General features: G+C 65.6%; 14 protein-coding genes. 10 read left to right on the top strand and 4 right to left on the bottom strand.

What is annotated here, in order from left to right; translation table 11 throughout:
• The first annotated feature begins 11 nt into the window (after positions 1-11).
• From uraD to Q9R31_RS09970, 3 genes are all read left to right on the top strand, one after another.
• The gene (uraD, locus tag Q9R31_RS09960) at positions 12-509 is read left to right on the top strand and encodes a 2-oxo-4-hydroxy-4-carboxy-5-ureidoimidazoline decarboxylase (RefSeq protein WP_311262786.1); all 498 of its coding nucleotides are present in this window, start codon (positions 12-14) and stop codon (positions 507-509) included.
• Positions 506-844: a hydroxyisourate hydrolase gene (gene uraH / locus Q9R31_RS09965; RefSeq protein WP_311262571.1), complete on the top strand. Its 339-nt coding sequence runs from the start codon at positions 506-508 to the stop codon at positions 842-844. The genes uraD and uraH overlap by 4 nt, the downstream gene beginning before the upstream one ends.
• An 84-nt stretch (positions 845-928) precedes the next feature.
• Positions 929-1,738 carry an IclR family transcriptional regulator gene (locus Q9R31_RS09970; RefSeq protein ID WP_311262572.1) on the top strand — a complete coding sequence of 270 codons (810 nt, stop codon included), beginning with the start codon at positions 929-931 and terminating at the stop codon, positions 1,736-1,738.
• Positions 1,739-1,764: 26 nt separating this feature from the next.
• Here the strand turns inward: Q9R31_RS09970 and Q9R31_RS09975 are convergent, their stop codons facing one another.
• The gene (locus Q9R31_RS09975; RefSeq protein WP_311262573.1) at positions 1,765-2,697 is read right to left on the bottom strand and encodes a LysR family transcriptional regulator; all 933 of its coding nucleotides are present in this window, start codon (positions 2,695-2,697) and stop codon (positions 1,765-1,767) included.
• Positions 2,698-2,855: 158 nt separating this feature from the next.
• On the opposite strand from Q9R31_RS09975, the gene Q9R31_RS09980 reads away from it, so the two are divergent.
• From Q9R31_RS09980 to Q9R31_RS10005, 6 genes are all read left to right on the top strand, one after another.
• Entirely contained in the window at positions 2,856-4,160 is a 1,305-nt protein-coding gene (locus tag Q9R31_RS09980; RefSeq protein WP_311262574.1) for an aromatic ring-hydroxylating dioxygenase subunit alpha, read from the top strand.
• Positions 4,157-5,572 carry a ferredoxin reductase gene (locus Q9R31_RS09985; protein WP_311262575.1) on the top strand — a complete coding sequence of 472 codons (1,416 nt, stop codon included), beginning with the start codon at positions 4,157-4,159 and terminating at the stop codon, positions 5,570-5,572. Before Q9R31_RS09980 ends, Q9R31_RS09985 begins: the two co-directional genes overlap by 4 nt.
• Positions 5,573-5,832: 260 nt before the next feature.
• Positions 5,833-7,746 carry a BCCT family transporter gene (locus tag Q9R31_RS09990; RefSeq protein ID WP_311262576.1) on the top strand — a complete coding sequence of 638 codons (1,914 nt, stop codon included), beginning with the start codon at positions 5,833-5,835 and terminating at the stop codon, positions 7,744-7,746.
• Positions 7,747-7,749: 3 nt separating this feature from the next.
• Positions 7,750-8,679: a formyltetrahydrofolate deformylase gene (gene purU / locus Q9R31_RS09995; RefSeq protein ID WP_311262577.1), complete on the top strand. Its 930-nt coding sequence runs from the start codon at positions 7,750-7,752 to the stop codon at positions 8,677-8,679.
• 39 nt (positions 8,680-8,718) lie between these two features.
• A complete protein-coding gene (locus Q9R31_RS10000; RefSeq protein WP_311262578.1) occupies positions 8,719-11,226 on the top strand; it encodes an FAD-dependent oxidoreductase in 2,508 nt (835 codons plus the stop codon).
• A gap of 110 nt (positions 11,227-11,336) precedes the next feature.
• Positions 11,337-12,839 (top strand): DUF222 domain-containing protein, encoded by a 1,503-nt coding sequence (locus tag Q9R31_RS10005; protein WP_311262579.1) that lies wholly within the window; start codon positions 11,337-11,339, stop codon positions 12,837-12,839.
• A 77-nt stretch (positions 12,840-12,916) separates the two neighbouring features.
• On the opposite strand, the gene Q9R31_RS10010 is transcribed toward Q9R31_RS10005, so the two are convergent.
• The 3 genes from Q9R31_RS10010 to Q9R31_RS10020 all read right to left on the bottom strand — a co-directional run bounded on the left by Q9R31_RS10010 (position 12,917) and on the right by Q9R31_RS10020 (position 17,095).
• Positions 12,917-15,268, bottom strand: a complete 2,352-nt coding sequence (locus Q9R31_RS10010) for an FdhF/YdeP family oxidoreductase (RefSeq protein WP_311262580.1) — start codon at positions 15,266-15,268, stop codon at positions 12,917-12,919.
• A gap of 103 nt (positions 15,269-15,371) precedes the next feature.
• The gene (locus Q9R31_RS10015; protein WP_311262581.1) at positions 15,372-15,992 is read right to left on the bottom strand and encodes an MBL fold metallo-hydrolase; all 621 of its coding nucleotides are present in this window, start codon (positions 15,990-15,992) and stop codon (positions 15,372-15,374) included.
• Complete coding sequence (locus Q9R31_RS10020) at positions 15,989-17,095, bottom strand: S-(hydroxymethyl)mycothiol dehydrogenase (RefSeq protein WP_311262582.1); 1,107 nt, start codon at positions 17,093-17,095, stop codon at positions 15,989-15,991. Before Q9R31_RS10020 ends, Q9R31_RS10015 begins: the two co-directional genes overlap by 4 nt.
• Positions 17,096-17,419: 324 nt before the next feature.
• On the opposite strand from Q9R31_RS10020, the gene Q9R31_RS10025 reads away from it, so the two are divergent.
• Positions 17,420-17,734 carry a hypothetical protein gene (locus Q9R31_RS10025; protein WP_311262583.1) on the top strand — a complete coding sequence of 105 codons (315 nt, stop codon included), beginning with the start codon at positions 17,420-17,422 and terminating at the stop codon, positions 17,732-17,734.
• Position 17,735 lies beyond the last annotated feature (1 nt).

Below are 17,735 nucleotides of genomic sequence, written 5' to 3' on the forward strand. Positions count from 1 at the left end.
AATACGCCAGCATGAAGCTTGCCGAATTCAACACCGCGGATTCCGCCGCGGCCCAGGCCGCCCTCCGGCCCTGCATCGACGTCAGCCGCTGGGTGGAGGCGGTGGCGGCAGCCCGGCCGTTCGCCGCCCGGGACCAGCTGCTGGAGTTCGCGGCCCACGCAGCCAACCCCTTCACCCCGGCAGAGGTTGAAGCGGCCATGGCCCACCATCCCAGGATTGGGGAACGCCCGACGGCGGCCAGCACCGAGGCATCCATGTCACGTTCCGAGCAGGCCGGGGTGGACCCGGCTGATGCCGTGGCAGCGGAAGCCCTGGCGCGGGGTAACCGGGAGTACGAGGAGAAGTTCGGCCGCGTCTTCCTGATCCGGGCCGCCGGACGCACCGCCCCGGAAATCCTGCAGGCCCTGAACCAGCGGCTCAGCAACTCCCCCGCAGAAGAAGACACCATCGTCGCCCAGCAGCTGCGCGAAATCGCCGTACTGCGGCTTGAAGGACTGATCAGCGAATGACCGTTTCCCACGTGACCACCCACATCCTCGACACTGGTGCCGGGCGTCCGGCGGCGGGGGTCGCCGTCGTCCTTTTGAAGAACGACGGCGGCACCTGGCGTGAGCTGGCAGCGTCCAGCACTGACGCGGACGGCCGGGCGAAGGACCTGGGCCCGGAGCAGCTGGAGCCCGGGCACTACAAGCTGAACTTCGCCACCGGCAACTACTACGCCGGGCTGCAGACGGCAACGTTCTTCCCGGAAGTGGACCTGGTCTTCGAAGTCACCGGCTCCGAGCATTACCACGTACCCCTGCTCCTGAGCCCGTTCGCCTACTCCACGTACCGCGGCAGTTAGCAGGGATTGCGGCGGGTGCCGCAGTGTCCAGCGCGTTAACCCAATGTCACGGGCGTCACAGTTTCCGGCATAGGATCAGGAAGTATGGCTTCGAATAGAGACCCTGAATCCGATCCCGATGCCGAAGGCGGCCAGTCCGGCGGTGTGCAGTCCGTGGAGCGCGCCCTGACCGTCCTGGAGATCCTGGCCAGGGAAGGGCACGCGGGCGTAAGCGAAATCGCGGAGGAAATGGGGATCCACAAGTCCACCGTCTCCCGGCTGATGGGTTCACTGGTGACCCGCGAGATGGTCCATCAGAACAGCGAGCGGGGCAAGTACCAGCTCGGTTTTGGGATCCTGCGCCTGGCCAGTTCCATTCCAGGCCGGCTCAGCCTGGTCCATGAGGCCCGGCCAGTACTGGAAAGCCTGGCCGAAGAATTCAAGGAAACCGTCAACCTCGCCGTCCTGCGCTCCAACTACGCGGTGAATGTGGACCAGGCCATGGGGCCCTCCACCCTGGCCACCTACGACTGGGTGGGAAGCCTGACGCCGCTGCACGCCACATCCAGCGGCAAAGTCCTCCTGGCCGCGCTGGAGGCCGACGAACGCGACCGCATCCTTAAGGAGACGGGCCTGGGCGCCCGGACCGCGCGCACCATCACCAGCCGCAAGGCACTGGACGCACAGCTGCTCGAGGTAGCCGCCAAGGGGTACGCGGTGGTGCGCGAGGAGTTCGAGATTGGCCTGAATGCCGTGGCAGTGCCTGTCTTCAACCACCAGGGCACTGTGATTGGCGCCCTCAGCATTTCAGGGCCGGCATTCCGCTTCGACCCTGAGCAGATTCCGGGCCTGCTGGAATCACTCAAGGATGCCGGCCTCAAGGTCAGCGCCAACATGGGCTATACCGTCCGGTAGCAGGGAATGACCCCCGCCGGGAGCGCTCAGAGATCCTCGTCGAGCCGGCTGGTGAGGATCCGATTGGCGTTGACCTGCAGGATGCCGAGCGACTCCTGGATCAGGGGTGAGGCGATGCTGCCCCTGCGCACCGCGGCGACAATGCGGCGCGCGGGTTTGGTCTTACCGGTGATGCGCAGCCGAACCACGTTTTCGGCACCATGCAAAGGTGCCAGCCGGGGCAGCAGGCCGACGCCCAGCCCCGCGCCCACGAACGCGATGTGGGTTTCCCATTCAACGGCTTCATGGGCAATCCTCGGTGTCATCCCGACTGCCGTGAACGCCGCAGTGAAGAGGGAATGGTAGGTGGAACCGGCGGACTCCGTGATCCAGGGTTCCGATGCCAGTTCTTCAAGCGTCGCTGTTTCCCGTGATGCCAGCGGATGGTCACCGGGAATGATGACGTCCAGTGGATCGTCGAGCAGAACTCTCTGCTCGAAGCGCGGATCGTCCTCACCATAACTGTCGGACTGCATGGCAACAATGACTGCCAGATCGATTCGTTCCGCAATCAACAAGTCGAAGCAGCGGGCCGGATCAGCCTCAAGAACCTGCACCTCCAGCAGGGGGCGTGTTGTGCGCAGGGTGGCGGCCAGCGGTGCGAGCAACTGGGCGGCCGCGGTGGAGAATCCGCCGAGGCCAAAGCGGGACTGCACCTGGTCACCGGCCTCCATGGCCGCGGCGCGCAGGCTCTCCCACTCCGCGATAAGGGCGTCCGAGCCCTCCACGAGAAGGCGTCCCGTGGCGGTAAGCCGCACACCCCGGCCGTCCTTCGTCAGCAGCTGCATTCCCAGCACGCGCTGGAGCTCCCGCAACTGCGCGGAGACGGCGGAGGGAGAGTAACCGGTTAACTCCGCCGTTGCGCCGACGGTGCCGCACCGGGCGAACACGCGAAGGGTGATGAGCCGTGGATCGATCATGCATCCATTCTGCATGGATATCTTCAAAATCTTGCGCTTTTGTTGCAGCTGTTGTGACCCTAATCTCATCATTACAACTACTTCGACCATGCCGGTAGCACCCCGCGCACGCATGGCCACCGCAACACCCACTACCCATGCCTCCCGGGAGGAAACCCATGACCGCTTCAGTGAACGTCCCCCTCAATTCACGCGGAAAACTCGCTGCATCCTTGCCTGCCGAGCAGCTGGCAGAAATTAGCGCGCTGTTTGAGTTCCGGCGCACCGGCTACTCCCTCGATGCCCCCTTCTACACCGATCGCACAGTCTTCAACATCGACATGGAGGCCATTTTCGGCCAGCACTGGATCTTTGCCGCCAGCACCGCCGAACTGCCGGAGCCGGGCGACTACGTCACCGTCGACTACGGTCCCTACTCCCTGATTGTGCTGCGCAACGACGACGGCGCCGTCAACGTCCTGCACAACGTATGCCGCCACCGCGGCGCCCGCGTCCTCACCGAAGCTGCCGGGTCAACCGGAAACCTGGTCTGCGGCTACCACTCCTGGACCTACTCCCCGGAGGGCAATCTGATCCATGCCTCCGCTCCGGGGGAAACGAAGTTCGACAAGAGCTGCTTCGGCCTCAAGCGCGCCCACGGCCGCGAGGTCGCCGGGCTCATCTTCGTCTGCATCGCCGATGAGCCGCCGACGGACTTCGACGAGACCGCCAAGATCTTTGAGCCCTACCTGGCGCCCCACGATCTCTCGAAGACAAAAATCGCGTACCAGCAGAACATCATCGAAGAGGGCAACTGGAAGCTCGTCATGGAGAACAACCGTGAGTGCTACCACTGCGACGGTCACCCTGAGCTGGCCTGCTCCCTCTTCCCCACCTGGGGCCTGACCGAGGGTCTGATCCCGCCCCACCTTGAGGAAGTGTGGAACCGGAACAAGGAGGCCCAGTCCTCCCTCGAGGAGCGCTGCCGCCGCTACGGCCTTCCCTACGAGGTGGTCGAGGAGCTTGATACGCGCATCGCGGGAATCCGTATCTCACGCGAATCACTCGATGGAGAGGGCGAATCGTTCTCCGCGGACGGCCGGAGGCTTTCCAAGAAGCTGCTGGGTGATCTTCCCGATTTCCGCCTTGGCCGCTGCTCGATGCACCTGCAGCCCAACAGCTGGTTCCATTTCCTCGGCGACCACGTCATCACGTTCGGCGTCTTCCCCATCAACGAACACCAGAGCCTCGTACGCACCACCTGGCTGGTGGCTGACGACGCCGTGGAAGGCGTGGACTACGACTTGGAGAAGCTCACCTACACCTGGAAGCAAACGAACCTGCAGGACAAGGCGTTCGTGGAGCTGTGCCAGCAGGGCGCCGGCAGTCCCGCCTACGAACCGGGTCCCTACATGAAGAGCGAATACCAGGTCGAGGCATTCATCAACTGGTACGTGCAGCGCGTGCAGGAGCACTTGGCATGATTGAACTCCTCGCCGAAACGGCCATCCAGGAACCACAGCGCATTCGCGGTCTTGAGATGCCGTGGAACAGGGTGATGGGAAGCCCGGAGACGCCCGCCCGGGCAGCCCGTGCGTTGGGTCCATGGCATCCGCAGGAGTTCATGGCCGAATGCGTCGAGACCGTTCCCGAGGCCGGCGCCATGATGACCTTCGTGTTCCGCCGATGCGACGGTGCGCCCCTGGCGTTCCGCGCCGGCCAGTACGTGAACGTCGCATTTCCCGTGAATGGCGAGGACCAGGAACCGGTGGACCGCAGCTACTCGCTGTCCAGTTCGCCCACCGAGCCGTGGACCTTCAGCATTACCGTCAAGTGCGACCCCACGGGACTGGTCTCGCCCTGGGTGCACGAGAACGTCAAACCCGGCACCGTCCTGGAGATGCTGGGACCGGTGGGAGCATTCCACCTGCCCGATGCCGACCGGCGGGCACGGTATCTCCTGCTTGCTGCCGGCGCAGGCATCACTCCCATCATGTCCATGGTGCGGACCATCCACTCCCTGCCCGGACATGCCGATGTTGTGGTGCTCTACCACGGCTCGGATGCTGGAGGCTTTGCCTTCCACCGGGAACTGGCCTATATCGCCTCCGTGGACTCGCGCATCAAGGTCCACTACTCCCTCGGCGACCGCAGCGTACCGGAGGGATGGGAAGGGCTCAGGGGAAGGCTGACGGCGGCCATGCTCGAGGAGGTGGCCCCCGATGCCAACGGCCGCCAGGTGTACGCATGTGGTCCCGAAGGTTACCTGAACACCGCCACCGGGCTCCTCCAAAAGGTCGGTGTCGATGACACTTCCATCTACATGGAATTCTTCTCGGGAGACCGCCAGACTCTCCTTGAATACCAGCAGGAAGTGTCCCTTGCAGCCGACGTCGCGGAGGAGATCGCCGAGGAAATCGCCGAATCCGCCGAGGACTACTACGAAAGCCAGCCCGCCGCGTTCGGGCTCTACGAGCCCGGCTACGACGCCGACGGGACGCTGCAGGCCTCAGGGCTGCCATTGGAAATCATCGACCCGGACGCACCCGGCTCCAACCCCTCCGCCAACAGTCCCGGCACGGAACCGGAAGCCGGCGCCCCTGACGCCTCCACCTTCAACACGGTGGGAACAGGCAGCCTCACGATGTCCTTCATGCGTACCGGCGTCAATGTGCGGATTGACCCCACCGAACACATCCTCGAGGCGGCCCAGCGCGCCGGGGTCAGGATCGGTGCTAACTGCAAGGAGGGCATGTGCGGCTCCTGCAAGGTCGTCAAGCTTTCAGGCGAGGTCGAGATGAACCACCAGGGCGGTATCCGGGCGCGGGAAATCTCTGCAGGCAAGTTCCTGCCCTGCTGCTCCACGGCTCAGACCGACCTGGTTATCGACGCATAGCCCCTGTCCCGGGCCACTGTCAACGCGCAGCGGGAACCCCCGACATAGGGCTTAGGACTTAAGAAATACCTTGACACGCGACTGTGATCCGGGCCACTCTGTTGCTTATAGCGAGACGAGTTGATTCTTACGGAACAATCGCCCGCGATGGAGGCAAAGCTGGCCTGGATCGATGAATGCCAGGAAGCCCCGATCTTCCACCCGGCTTGGGGACGCCGGAGTACAGCTTCAGCCCATGAATTCAAACCAAAGGACTTGACATGGCTTTGAACAGCGACATCCGCACGGATGCCCATCCGCCCCTCGAGCTGGAGGAGCCCCAGCTCGTTCCTGCCCCGGAGAACTCTCCTTCCCCGCACGACGCGGAGGACACCGAACAAATCATGCAGGAACTCCGCCAGACCAAAGCCGAGCAGGCTGTAGCACAACGGCGGAACCGTAAGCTCACCCTCGACAAGGCCACCTTCGGCATCACCGGTGTCCTCGCCCTGGCCTTCGTGGCCTGGGGCTTCCTGGGCCGGGACAGCCTGGCCGCCACGTCAACAGCCGCCCTCGGGTGGGTGATGGAATACACCGGCTGGCTCTTTATGGTCCTGGCCTCGTTGTTTGTTGTTTTCGTCCTCTGGCTTGCGCTCGGAAAATGGGGCAACATCCCGCTGGGCAAGGACGGCGAAAAGCCCGAGTTCCGGACTGTCTCCTGGATTGCCATGATGTTTGCCGCCGGCATGGGCATCGGCCTGATGTTCTACGGTGTGGCCGAACCGCTGTACCACTACATCTCCCCGCCGCCCGGAACGGTGGACGGCCGCACTCCTGCCGCAATCCAGACAGCCATGGCCACCTCCATCTTCCACTGGACCCTTCATCCCTGGGCCATGTACGCCGTCGTCGGAATCGCCATGGCCTACGGCACCTACCGCCTGGGCCGCCGGCAGCTGATCTCCGCTGCCTTTACCTCACTCTTCGGGCTCCGGGCAGTGGAAGGCCCCGCCGGGAAGTTCATCAACATCCTGGCCATCTTCGCCACGCTCTTCGGCACCGCCGCATCCCTGGGCCTCGGGGCCCTCCAGATCGGCAGCGGCCTGACCTCGAACGGCTGGGTCGGGGAAATCGGGACGCCGGTCCTGGTGGCCATCGTTGCCATCCTGACGGCGTGCTTCGTGGCTTCGGCCGTGTCCGGCATCAGCAAGGGCATCCAATGGTTGTCCAACATCAACATGGTGCTGGCCGTGGTCCTGGCGCTCATCGTCTTCATTGCCGGGCCTACCTTGTTCATCCTCAACCTCATCCCTGCCGCCGTGGGGGACTACGCCAGGGACCTCGCGGAAATGTCCTCGCGCACCGAAGCAGTGGGGGACGAGGCCCTGCGCAAATGGATGTCCGGCTGGACCATCTTCTACTGGGCCTGGTGGGTCTCCTGGACACCTTTCGTGGGAATGTTCATCGCCCGCATCAGCAGGGGCCGCACCATCCGGCAGTTCGTCACCGGCGTCCTGCTGGTTCCCAGCATCGTCAGCGTCATCTGGTTCGGCATCTTCGGCGGCACGGCCTTCCACATCCAGCAGGAAGCAGACAAGGCGGGAACGCCGGGCATGGTGACCACAACCAACGGGGTCCCGAGCATCGACTTCGACGGGGCACTGTTCGACCTGGTGAAGAACATGTCCATGCCCGCCTGGCTGACCGCGGCCGTCATCGTCCTGGCCATGGTGCTGGTGGCCATCTTCTTCATCACCGGCGCCGACTCGGCGTCGATCATCATGGCCTCCCTGAGCTCCAACGGCGCCGCCGATCCCAAGCGTGGCCTCGTCATCTTCTGGGGGCTCCTCACCGGCGCCGTGGCAGCTGTCATGCTGCTGGCCGGCGGCGATGAACCCTCGGAAGCGCTCTCCGGCCTGCAGCGGATCACCATCGTGGCGGCCCTGCCGTTCGTGCTGGTCATGCTGCTGCTGTGCTTCGCCCTGGTCAAGGACCTGCGCCGCGATCCGCTCTCCCTCCGGCGCCGGCTGGCGGACTCCGTCGTGGAGCGGGCCATCCGCAGCGGCGTGGACCAGCACGGCGGCGCCCAGTTCGACCTCGTCACCAAGCACGAATGTGATCAGCGCTGCCAGGACGACGGCCGCTGTGCGGCTTCCCCCGCTGACACCCTAGCCCCCGCAAAGAATCAGGAGTAGACCATGACCACAGTCCTCGAAGGCCGCCCCACGGGTAACGTGACGGTGGAGGCCGGCGACGTTGCCGACGTCCGCGGTACCGACACAGCACAGTACGTCCTTACCCTTGCGTGCCCGGAGCGCCCCGGAATCGTCCGGGCCATCACCGCGTTCCTCGCTGACCGCGGCTTCGACATCGTTGAACACCAGCAGTTCGATGACCACATCAGCGGCAAGCTCTACCTGCGCACGGCCTTCACTCCGGGAGATAAGGAAGTCTCCGCGGAAGGCCTCAGCGCGGAATTCGCCGCCATCGCCGATGAGTTCGACATGGAATTCGCCATCCACGACGGCCGCCCCCAGCGCCTGCTGGTGATGGTGTCGAAGTTCGGCCACTGCCTCAACGACCTCATCTTCCGCTGGCGGGCCGGCAGCCTGGGTGCGGAGATCGCCGTCGTGGTGTCCAACCACGAGGACCTTCGCCCCATGGCGGAAGCCGCCGGCCTGCCGTTCATCCACGTCCCGGTGACGGCCGCCACCAAGCCCGAAGCTGAAGCGCGCCTGCTGGAACTGGTGGCCGAGTACAACGCGGACCTGGTGGTCCTTGCCCGTTACATGCAGGTCCTGTCCAACGACCTGTGCGCCAGCCTCCGCGGACGCGCCATCAACATCCACCATTCTTTCCTGCCCGGGTTCAAGGGCGCCAAGCCTTACCACCAGGCCTATGACCGCGGCGTGAAGCTCATCGGAGCCACCGCGCACTACGTCACTGCAGACCTGGACGAGGGCCCGATCATCGAGCAGGAAGTGTTCCGGGTGGACCACAGCCTGGACCCGAATGCACTGGTCACGGTGGGCAGGGACGCGGAATCCCAGGCACTGTCCCGTGCAGTTAAATGGCACAGCCAGCACCGGGTCCTGCTCAACAACACCCGCACCGTCGTCTTCCGCTAACGCCAACGCCCGCCACGCAAAACAGGAGAAACAACACCCATGAGCGCATCACCACGCGTTGTCATTATCGGCGCCGGCATTGTCGGAACCAACCTTGCCGACGAACTCGCCACCCGCGGCTGGACCAACATCACGGTGGTGGAACAGGGCCCGCTGGAACTTGCCGGCGGCTCCACGTCGCACGCGCCGGGCCTGGTGTTCCAGAACAACCAGTCACGGACCATGACCGAATTCGCCACCTACACGGTCAACAAGTTCCTCGCCCTGAGCAAGGACGGCGAGTCCTGCTTCAACCAGGTAGGCGGCCTGGAGCTCGCCACCACCCCCGAACGGCTCGCCGATCTCCACCGCAAGATGGGCGTCATGACCTCCTGGGGAGTCGAAAGCCGGATCGTCGACGCCGACGAATGCGAAAAGATCTACCCCCTCCTGAACACCGGCAAGCTCACCGGCGGCCGCGAGGTCCTGGGCGGCCTGCTCATCCCCACCGACGGCCTGGCCCTGGCCGCCCGTGCGGTGCAGCTGCTGATCGAGCGCTCCAGCGAGGCCGGCGTGACATACCAGGGCAACACCACCGTCACCGGCATCGCCCAGGAGGGCGGCAAGGTGACGGGCGTGGAGACGTCCGAGGGTTTAATCCCGGCAGACATCGTGGTCTCCTGTGCAGGCTTCTGGGGCCGTGAGCTCGGCAAGATGGTTGGCCTGGAAGTACCGCTGCTGCCGCTGGCGCACCAGTACGTGGTCAGCACTCCGCTGCCCGAACTTGAGGGCGTCAACGAACTTCCCAAGGGTGCCAGCAAGCCCATCCTGCGTTACCAGGACAAGGACCTGTACTACCGCGAGTGGGGCAACCGCATCGGCATCGGCAGCTACGCCCACCGCCCCATGCCGGTGGATATGTCCGCCCTGCCGAAGGTCGCCGCAGAGGACATGTCGGACCACAAGATGCCCTCCCGCCTGGAGTTCACCCTGGAAGACTTCCTGCCCGCGTGGGAGGACAGCCAGGACCTGCTGCCGGCGCTGCGCAGCTCCGCGATCGAGGACGGCTTCAACGGCATCTTCTCCTTCACCCCCGACGGCGGCCCGCTCATGGGCGAGGCACCCGAGCTCGACGGCCTGTTCGTGGCCGAGGCCGTCTGGGTCACGCACTCGGCCGGCGTGGCCAAGGCAATGGCGGAGCTGCTGGTGGAAGGCCGGTCCCGCACGGACCTGCACGGCTGCGAGCTGACCCGCTTCGAGAAGGTGCAGACCTCCGACGCGTATGTCAGCGAGACGTCCCAGCAGAACTTCGTGGAAATCTACGACGTCATGCACCCGCTGCAGCCCAGGGAATCCCCGCGGGACCTGCGCGTCAGCCCGTTCAACGTGCGGCAGAAGGAGCTGGGAGCGTTCTTCCTGGAGTCCGCCGGCTGGGAGCGGCCGCACTGGTTCGAGGCCAACCGCGGCCTGCTCGAGGAGCTGCCGGAGGAATGGCAGACGCCCGAGCGGGACGCCTGGTCCGGCATGTTCTCCTCCCCCATCTCCGCAGCCGAGGCCTGGAAGACGCGTACCGCCGTCGGACTTTTCGACATGACGCCGCTGAAGCGGCTGTCCGTGGTGGGCCCGGGCGCGCAGGCGCTGCTGCACCGGCTTAGCACGGGCAACATTGCCAAGAAGCCCGGTGCCGTGACGTACTGCCTGCTGCTGGAGCACGACGGCGGCATCCGCAGTGACGTGACCGTCGCACGGCTGGCGGAGGAAGACTTCCAGCTGGGCGTCAACAGCAACGTGGACTTCGATTACCTGCGCGTGGAGGCGCGGAAGCAGTCCGCCGCCGATCCCTCCCAGTGGGTGCATGTTTCGGACATCACCGGCAGCACTTGCTGCATCGGGCTGTGGGGGCCGCTGGCCCGCGAGGTGATCGGCAAGGTCAGCTCCGACGACCTGACCAACGACGGCCTGAAGTACTTCCGGACCAAGGAAATCTCCGTGGGCGGCATTCCGGTTACCGCCATGCGGCTGTCCTACGTGGGTGAACTCGGCTGGGAGCTCTACACCACCGCCGAGTACGGGCTGAAGCTCTGGGATCTGCTATTCGAGGCAGGCCAGGAGCACGGCATCATCGCCGCCGGCCGCGGCGCATTCAACAGCATGCGCCTTGAGAAGGGCTACCGGCTGTGGGGCACGGACATGACGTCCGAGCACCACCCGTACCAGGCCGGCCTGGGCTTCTCGGTGGCCAAGGACAAGACCGGGTTCGTGGGGGCGGAAGCGCTGGTCGCCCTTCGGGAGCAGCCCGCCGCCAAGACGCTGCGCTGCCTGACGGTCGACGACGGGACGTCCATCGTGCTGGGCAAGGAACCGGTGTACGTGGCCGGGGAAGCCGCGGGCTACGTGACGAGCGCGGCGTACGGCTACACCGTCCGCAAGCCGATTGCCTACGCCTGGTTGCCCTCATCTGTGGCCGAAGGCGACAGCGTGGAGATCGAGTACTTCGGCAAGCGCATCGCCGCCACCGTCACGCCTGAACCCCTCTTCGACCCGGGCATGGAGCGCCTCCGCGGCTGACCCGTGGGTCGGTAACAAATCCACCCGGAGAGCGGGGGTCGCCAAACTGGCGGCCCCCGCTTTCCCCTTCCCGCCGCCGAATTGTCACACCCCCTTGCGATGATTGATGCATGGGGAAAGCGGCGGTGGTGAAGGCGTTGGATGAGATCAATGCCGCCCTTGCCGCGCTCAACGCCGAGGTGGACGGGTGTGGGTCGGAGCCCTTCTCCGTTGCTGATCCTTTGGCCGGGCTTGGAGATGGGTGCCTGGACATCCTTGCCGGCGCGCGGGCGGTCGAGGCCGGGATCGCGGCTTTGAAGGCCCGGGCTGCCGTGAAGTATACGGACACTGCCCAAGCCATTGCGGGGCCGGACGTCCCGGTGCAGGCGCTCGAAATGGCCGTCGCCGCGGAAATCGGCGCCCTCCTGGCCCTTGGGTCCCGGGCAGCGGGTGCGTTCCTGGCTGCGTCCCACGCCGTAACGAAGGAACGGCAGCTGACGTTGTCGGCCTTGCAGTCCGGGACGATCACCTGGCCGCACGCCCTGGTCATGGTGGAGGAAACCGCAACCCTTGACCCCGCCGGCGCTGCCGCCCTCGAGGCACAGTTCCTGGACCCCGATGTGCCCCGGCCGCCTACGGCCGCCCCGATCGGGCAGCTGCCCGCCTATCGGTTCAAGGCCAAGGCCAGGAACTGGCGCGAGCGCCACCACGCCGAGTCCATCGAGAAGCGCCACGCCAAGGGCGTGGCAGACCGGCGGGTGGAATACCGGCCGGACCAGGACGGGATGGCCTGGCTGTCCGCCTGCCTGCCCGCGGACCAGGCGATGGCGGGCTGGAACCGGCTCACCGCCCTCGCCCGCGGGATGCAAGGACCCGACGAGTCCCGCACCCTCACCCAGTTGAAGGCCGACAACTTCACCGAGGCGATTCTTGGCAGAGGCAACGACTCCGGGCGTGCCGGTGCAGGCGGTGACGGCGCCGATGCGGCGGCTGGTCCGTCATTGGGGATCCGGGCGCAGGTGCTGGTTACCGTGCCGGTATTCTCCCTCCTGGGATTAACGGACGAGCCGGCGATGCTGGACGGGTATGGTCCGATCCCGCCGTCGATGGCCCGCGAACTCGTTGCCAACGGGGGCTCCTCCTTCTACCGGGTCCTGGTGGACCCCAGGGATGGGGCGCCGCTGGAAATCGGCCGCACCAGCTACCGGGTCACCAAAGCGATGAAAAGGGCACTGCAGTTCAGGGACGGCAGATGCACCTTCCCTGGCTGCAACAACCCATCCCTCGATAACGAGGCAGACCACCTTCAGGCCTGGAAGGATGGCGGCAGCACTGGCATCAGCAACCTGGTGCAACTCTGCCCGAAACACCATCGCCTCAAACACGCCACAAGCTGGGAAGCCACCCCGGCCACCAAAACCGGGCCACCGGGCTGGATCTCACCCACCGGCCGCACCTACAAAGCCGAAAACCATGACTGGGAACCACCACTCTGGCCCCAACAACTGGCACCGCCCTGGAAAGGCGCCGGGCGATCAGAATCCTTGCCCGTGGATCCTCCAGACTTCGTCTACATCGGGCTCTCCCCTGGCGAGGACGCACTCGAACGGTTCCTGCATGCCCCGCCCGCCTGACTTGTCGAGGGGTTTCGGGTTTCGCTCCCCAGCCGCTCCCTATCGTCGCGAGCTCAGGCTCGAGGGCAGCCTCAGTACTATCCCGCGGCCGGCTCCAACTCCTCCACAGCCACCTCGGCGGCGCTTTCCGCGACGTGCGGGGTGAAGCGTACGAACATGGCTTTGAAGCCGGGGGTGTTGGATTCGCGGGCCACGTTTTCTTTGTGGACCAGGGCGTTGGCCTCGGGGAAGTAGGCGGCGGCGCAGCCCTTCGCGGTGGGGTAGGCCACCAGGCGGAACTTGTCCGCTGTCCGGTCGTGCCCGCGGAAGGTGCTGACCACGTCCACGAGATCGCGGTCCTTGAAGCCCAGTTCGGCCAGGTCTTCCGGGTGGATGAGGATCACACGGCGGCCGCCGGAGATGCCGCGGTAGCGGTCGTCCAGGCCGTAGTAGGTGGTGTTGTACTGGTCGTGGCTGCGGATGGTCTGGAGGACCAGGTGCCCGTCGGGCGGGGTGAGGTATTCCAGTGGGCTGACGGTGAAGCGGCCGCGGCCTATGTCGGTTTTGAAGGAGCGGGTGTCGCGCGGCGGGTTGGGCAGCACGAACCCGTTTTTGGTCCGGACGCGGGTGTTGAAGTCCTCGAAGCCGGGCAGGACGCGTTCGATGTGGTCGCGGATCACGTCGTAGTCCTCGGCCATGGCTTTCCAGTCCACTGGGTGGTCGGGGCCGAAGGTGGCCTCGGCCATGCGGGCCACGATGACGGGCTCGGCGAGCAGGTGCTCAGACACAGGGGTCAGGCGGCCCTGGGTGGAGTGGACCACGGACATGGAGTCCTCAACGGACAGGAACTGGGCGCCCTTGGGGTGCTTGTCGTCCTTGTCCGTCCGGCCCAGCGTGGGCAGGATCAGCGAGGTGCGGCCATGGACGATGTGCGAGCGGTTCGGCTTGGTGGAGATATGAACGGTCAGTCCGATCCGCTGCATCCCGGCTTCCAGGGTCTCGGTGTCCGAGCAGGCCAGGGAGAAGTTCCCGCCCATGGACACAAAGACGTCCACTTCGTCGCGTTCGAACGCCTCCATGGACTCCACCGCGTCGTAGCCGTGATGCCTTGGGGAGGTGATCCCGAACTCGTTGTCGAGGGCTTCCAGGAGCCATTCCTTGGGTTTTTCCCAGATGCCCATGGTCCGGTCGCCCTGGACATTGGAGTGCCCGCGGACCGGGCAGGCACCGGCGCCGGGCTTGCCGAAATTGCCCTGCAGCAGCAGCACGTTCACCATCTCCTTGATGGTGTCCACCGAGTGCGGCTGCTGCGTCACGCCCAACGCCCAGCAGAAAATCGAGGCCTTGGACGCCACCAGCATCCCGGCCACCTTTTCGATCTGCGCACGGGTCAGTCCGGTAGCCCGCTCCGTTTCATTCCAGTCCAGGGTGCGGCGGGCTTCTCGGTAGGCGTCGAACCCGTCCGTCTGGGCGGCGATGAAGGAATGGTCGACGACGGTCCCCGGGTTTTGTTCCTCGGCCTCCAGCAGCAGGTGGCCGAGCGCCTGGAACAGCGCCAGGTCCCCGCCCACCTTGATCTGCAGGTACTCGTCAGCGAGCGGAGTACCGCCCCCGACGACGCCGGAGACGGTCTGCGGGTCCTTGAAGTTGAACAAACCGGCCTCGGGCAGCGGGTTGACCGCCACCACCTTGCCGCCCTTGTCCTTGCATTCCTTCAACGCGGACAGCATGCGCGGGTGGTTGGTGCCCGGGTTCTGGCCCACCACGAAGATCAGCTCAGCGTCGTGGATGTCGTCCAGTGAGACGGTGCCCTTGCCGATGCCGATGGTGGGGTTCAGCGCCGATCCGGAGGACTCGTGGCACATGTTGGAGCAGTCCGGCAGGTTGTTCGTGCCCAGCGCCCGGGCGAACAGCTGGTACATGAAAGCGGTCTCGTTCGCGGTGCGGCCGGAGGTGTAAAAAACGCAGCGATCCGGCGTGGTGGCGCGGACATGCTCACCGATCAGCTCGAACGCGTCAGCCCAGGAAATCGGCGAGTAGTGTGCCTCCCCCTCACGGATCACCACCGGTTCGCTCAGGCGGCCCTGGTTGCCCAGCCAATACTCGGTCTTCGTCGACAGCTCGGCGATGGAGTGCTTGGCCCAGAACTCGGCACCGACCGTGCGGAGGGTGTTTTCCTCGGCCACGGCCTTGGCGCCGTTCTCGCAGAACTCGGCCGCCTTGCGCTTCTTGTCTGACTCCGGCCAGGCGCAGCCGGGGCAGTCAAAGCCGCCGCGCTGGTTCAGCCGCAGCAACGACTGCGCCGTCCGGGTCACTCCGGCCTGCGCCACGGCGCGTTCCAGCGCAACCATCACGGCCTTAACACCGGCCGCCTCGGTCTTGGGCTTGTGGACTTCGAGGTCGTCCTCGTTGATGTCCGCGACGGGGGCGGGCTGCTTACCGAACTTCATCGTTCCAACTTCCTTACCGGCTTGCGCTGTTCGATTGCCGGCAAAAGGCGCACCGGGTGTTCCCGGCACGCCTTTTCGCTGGCGCGTTATTGAGTCCCGTGGACTATTGCGTGGCCTTGGCCAGCGTTTCCTGCTCCGCTGCGATGGTGGTGCTGTCGCCGTGGCCGGTGCGGACCACAGTTTCGGCCGGCAGCGTCAGCAGCCGTTCGCGGATGGACGCCAGGATAGTGGGGTAGTCGCTGTAGGACCTGCCGGTGGCACCCGGGCCGCCGTTGAACAGGGTGTCCCCGGTGAAGACGGTCCCTTCGCTCTCCAGGTAGAAGCAGGTGGATCCGGGCGAGTGGCCGGGCGTGTGAATGGCCCGCAGCGCGGCGCCGCCCACCTCGAACACGTCACCATCGGCGTGGTAGCGGTCCGGTGTGGCATCCGGGTAGACCTGCTCCCAGAGGACCAGATCCTCCTGGTTCAGGTAGATGGGCGCACCCAGGGCGTCGGCGACCTCGCGGGCGGCTCCGATGTGGTCGTTGTGCGCGTGGGTGAGCAGGATGGCCTTCACCTTCCGGCTGCGGACCTGGCTGATGATTGCGGCTGCGTCGTGGGGGGCGTCGATGATGACGCATTCCTCGTCATTGCCCACGATCCAGACGTTGTTGTCCACGTCCCAGGTGCCCCCGTCGAGCGAAAACGTTCCCGAGGTGACCAGGTTCTCGATCCTGACGCTCATGCGGACGCCCCGGCTGGCTGGATCTCGACGACGGAGCGCAGGACCTTGCCCTCGTGCATCTTGTCGAAGGCTTCCTCCACCTGTTCGATGGAGATCCGCTCGGATACGAACGCGTCCAGGTCAAGGTTGCCCTGCTTGTAGTGGGACACCAGCATGGGGAAGTCGCGGGACGGCAGGCAGTCGCCGTACCAGGAGGACTTGAGGGAGCCGCCGCGGCCAAAGACGTCCAGCAGCGGCAGTTCCAGCGTCATGTCCGGCGTCGGCACACCCACCAGCACCACGCGGCCGGCGAGGTCACGGGCGTAGAAGGCCTGCTTGTAGGTTTCAGGCCGGCCGACGGCGTCAATCACCACGTCCGCTCCGTTGCCTCCCGTGAGGGCGCGGATGGCTTCGACCGCGTCCTCCTGCCGGGAGTTGATGCCATGGGTGGCCCCGAGGGACCTGGCCATTTCGATCTTGTTGTCGTCAATGTCCACGGCGATGATCGTCGTCGCGCCCGCCAGCCTGGCCCCGGCGATCGCGGCGATGCCCACGCCGCCGCAGCCGATCACGGCCACAGACTCGCCGCGCTTGACCTCGCCGGTGTTGATGGCGGCGCCGATGCCTGCCATCACGCCGCAGCCCAGAAGGCCTACGGCCGCGGCATCAACGTCGGGGTCCACCTTGGTGCACTGGCCGGCGGCAACAAGCGTCTTTTCGGCGAAGGCACCGATGCCCAGGGCCGGCGAGAGCTCCGTGCCGTCCTCCAGCGTCATCTTCTGGGTGGCGTTGTGGGTGTTGAAGCAGTACTGCGGCTGGCCCTTGGCACACGCCCGGCACTCGCCGCAGACGGCCCGCCAGTTCAGGATGACCCGGTCACCCGGCGCCACCTGCGTCACGTCCGGACCCACGGCGCTGACAACGCCCGTGGCCTCGTGTCCCAGCAGGTAGGGGAAGTCATCGCCGATGCCGCCCTGCTTGTAGTGCAGGTCCGTGTGGCAGACGCCGCAGGTGAGGATGTCCACCAGCGCCTCCCCCGGGCCCGGGTCCGGCACCAGGATGGTTTCCAGCGACACCGGGGCGTTCTTCTCTTTGACTACAACTGCCTGGACTTTGTGAACCATGGTCCTTGTGTTCCTTTCCTGGATCCGGCCGGATCCGGTGAGTCGGCACCAAGTGCCAATGTAGCTGACCTTCACTCCCGGGTACCCCGCCGTCCGGTTGCACCACGTGCGGATAATTGCGTAATACACAACGGGATGCGCCTAGCGGCCACTGCTGAATATGGCAGGGGCCCACGGACCCTGTCAATAGATATATCAGTCATCGCGCAGTTGTTGGTCAGCTCTCGCGCCAGATTTTCCGCGGTGCCCCACGACGCTCACCCCCACGTGGACCCACGCAGCGGCATTACCTGGCAGCAAATGCCGGGCAGTAGGCTGGATGGCATGGCTTTTGAAGAATCTCCTGCCGAGCGGCGCGAAGTGACCGTCCGCCGGGCACCCAAGTACGTTCCCTTCCTGATCCTGGGTGCGCTGGTGGGTGTTGCCGCAGCCGCGGTAGTGGCTTACGCGGTGCCGGGCGATGCAACCTTCGACCCCGGCGCGGTGTTCGGATTCTTCCTGGTGATGTTTGCCGCCGCCGGCGCAATCCTGGGCGCGGCGCTGGCACTGGTCCTGGACCGCCGCAGCCTGAAGCGGCAGGAGAAGGCCGTGGTGGAGGCCGTCCCGGATTCGGAGCCGGACACCGATCCCGAGGCCTAGC

The organism is Pseudarthrobacter sp. BRE9, from assembly GCF_031844305.1.
In the GTDB taxonomy this organism is placed as follows: Bacteria; Actinomycetota; Actinomycetes; order Actinomycetales; family Micrococcaceae; genus Arthrobacter.

Excerpts from the sequence above, each read along its gene's own strand:
- uraD (WP_311262786.1), top strand. The coding sequence starts at position 12 with ATGAAGCTTGCCGAATTCAACACCGCGGATTCCGCCGCGGCCCAGGCC.
- Q9R31_RS09990 (WP_311262576.1), top strand. The coding sequence starts at position 5,833 with ATGGCTTTGAACAGCGACATCCGCACGGATGCCCATCCGCCCCTCGAG.
- Q9R31_RS10025 (WP_311262583.1), top strand. The coding sequence starts at position 17,420 with ATGGCTTTTGAAGAATCTCCTGCCGAGCGGCGCGAAGTGACCGTCCGC.
- Q9R31_RS09970 (WP_311262572.1), top strand. The coding sequence starts at position 929 with ATGGCTTCGAATAGAGACCCTGAATCCGATCCCGATGCCGAAGGCGGC.
- Q9R31_RS10005 (WP_311262579.1), top strand. The coding sequence starts at position 11,337 with ATGGGGAAAGCGGCGGTGGTGAAGGCGTTGGATGAGATCAATGCCGCC.
- Q9R31_RS10000 (WP_311262578.1), top strand. The coding sequence starts at position 8,719 with ATGAGCGCATCACCACGCGTTGTCATTATCGGCGCCGGCATTGTCGGA.
- Q9R31_RS10020 (WP_311262582.1), bottom strand. The coding sequence starts at position 17,095 with ATGGTTCACAAAGTCCAGGCAGTTGTAGTCAAAGAGAAGAACGCCCCG.
- Q9R31_RS10010 (WP_311262580.1), bottom strand. The coding sequence starts at position 15,268 with ATGAAGTTCGGTAAGCAGCCCGCCCCCGTCGCGGACATCAACGAGGAC.
- Q9R31_RS09985 (WP_311262575.1), top strand. The coding sequence starts at position 4,157 with ATGATTGAACTCCTCGCCGAAACGGCCATCCAGGAACCACAGCGCATT.
- purU (WP_311262577.1), top strand. The coding sequence starts at position 7,750 with ATGACCACAGTCCTCGAAGGCCGCCCCACGGGTAACGTGACGGTGGAG.
- Q9R31_RS10015 (WP_311262581.1), bottom strand. The coding sequence starts at position 15,992 with ATGAGCGTCAGGATCGAGAACCTGGTCACCTCGGGAACGTTTTCGCTC.
- Q9R31_RS09975 (WP_311262573.1), bottom strand. The coding sequence starts at position 2,697 with ATGATCGATCCACGGCTCATCACCCTTCGCGTGTTCGCCCGGTGCGGC.
- uraH (WP_311262571.1), top strand. The coding sequence starts at position 506 with ATGACCGTTTCCCACGTGACCACCCACATCCTCGACACTGGTGCCGGG.
- Q9R31_RS09980 (WP_311262574.1), top strand. The coding sequence starts at position 2,856 with ATGACCGCTTCAGTGAACGTCCCCCTCAATTCACGCGGAAAACTCGCT.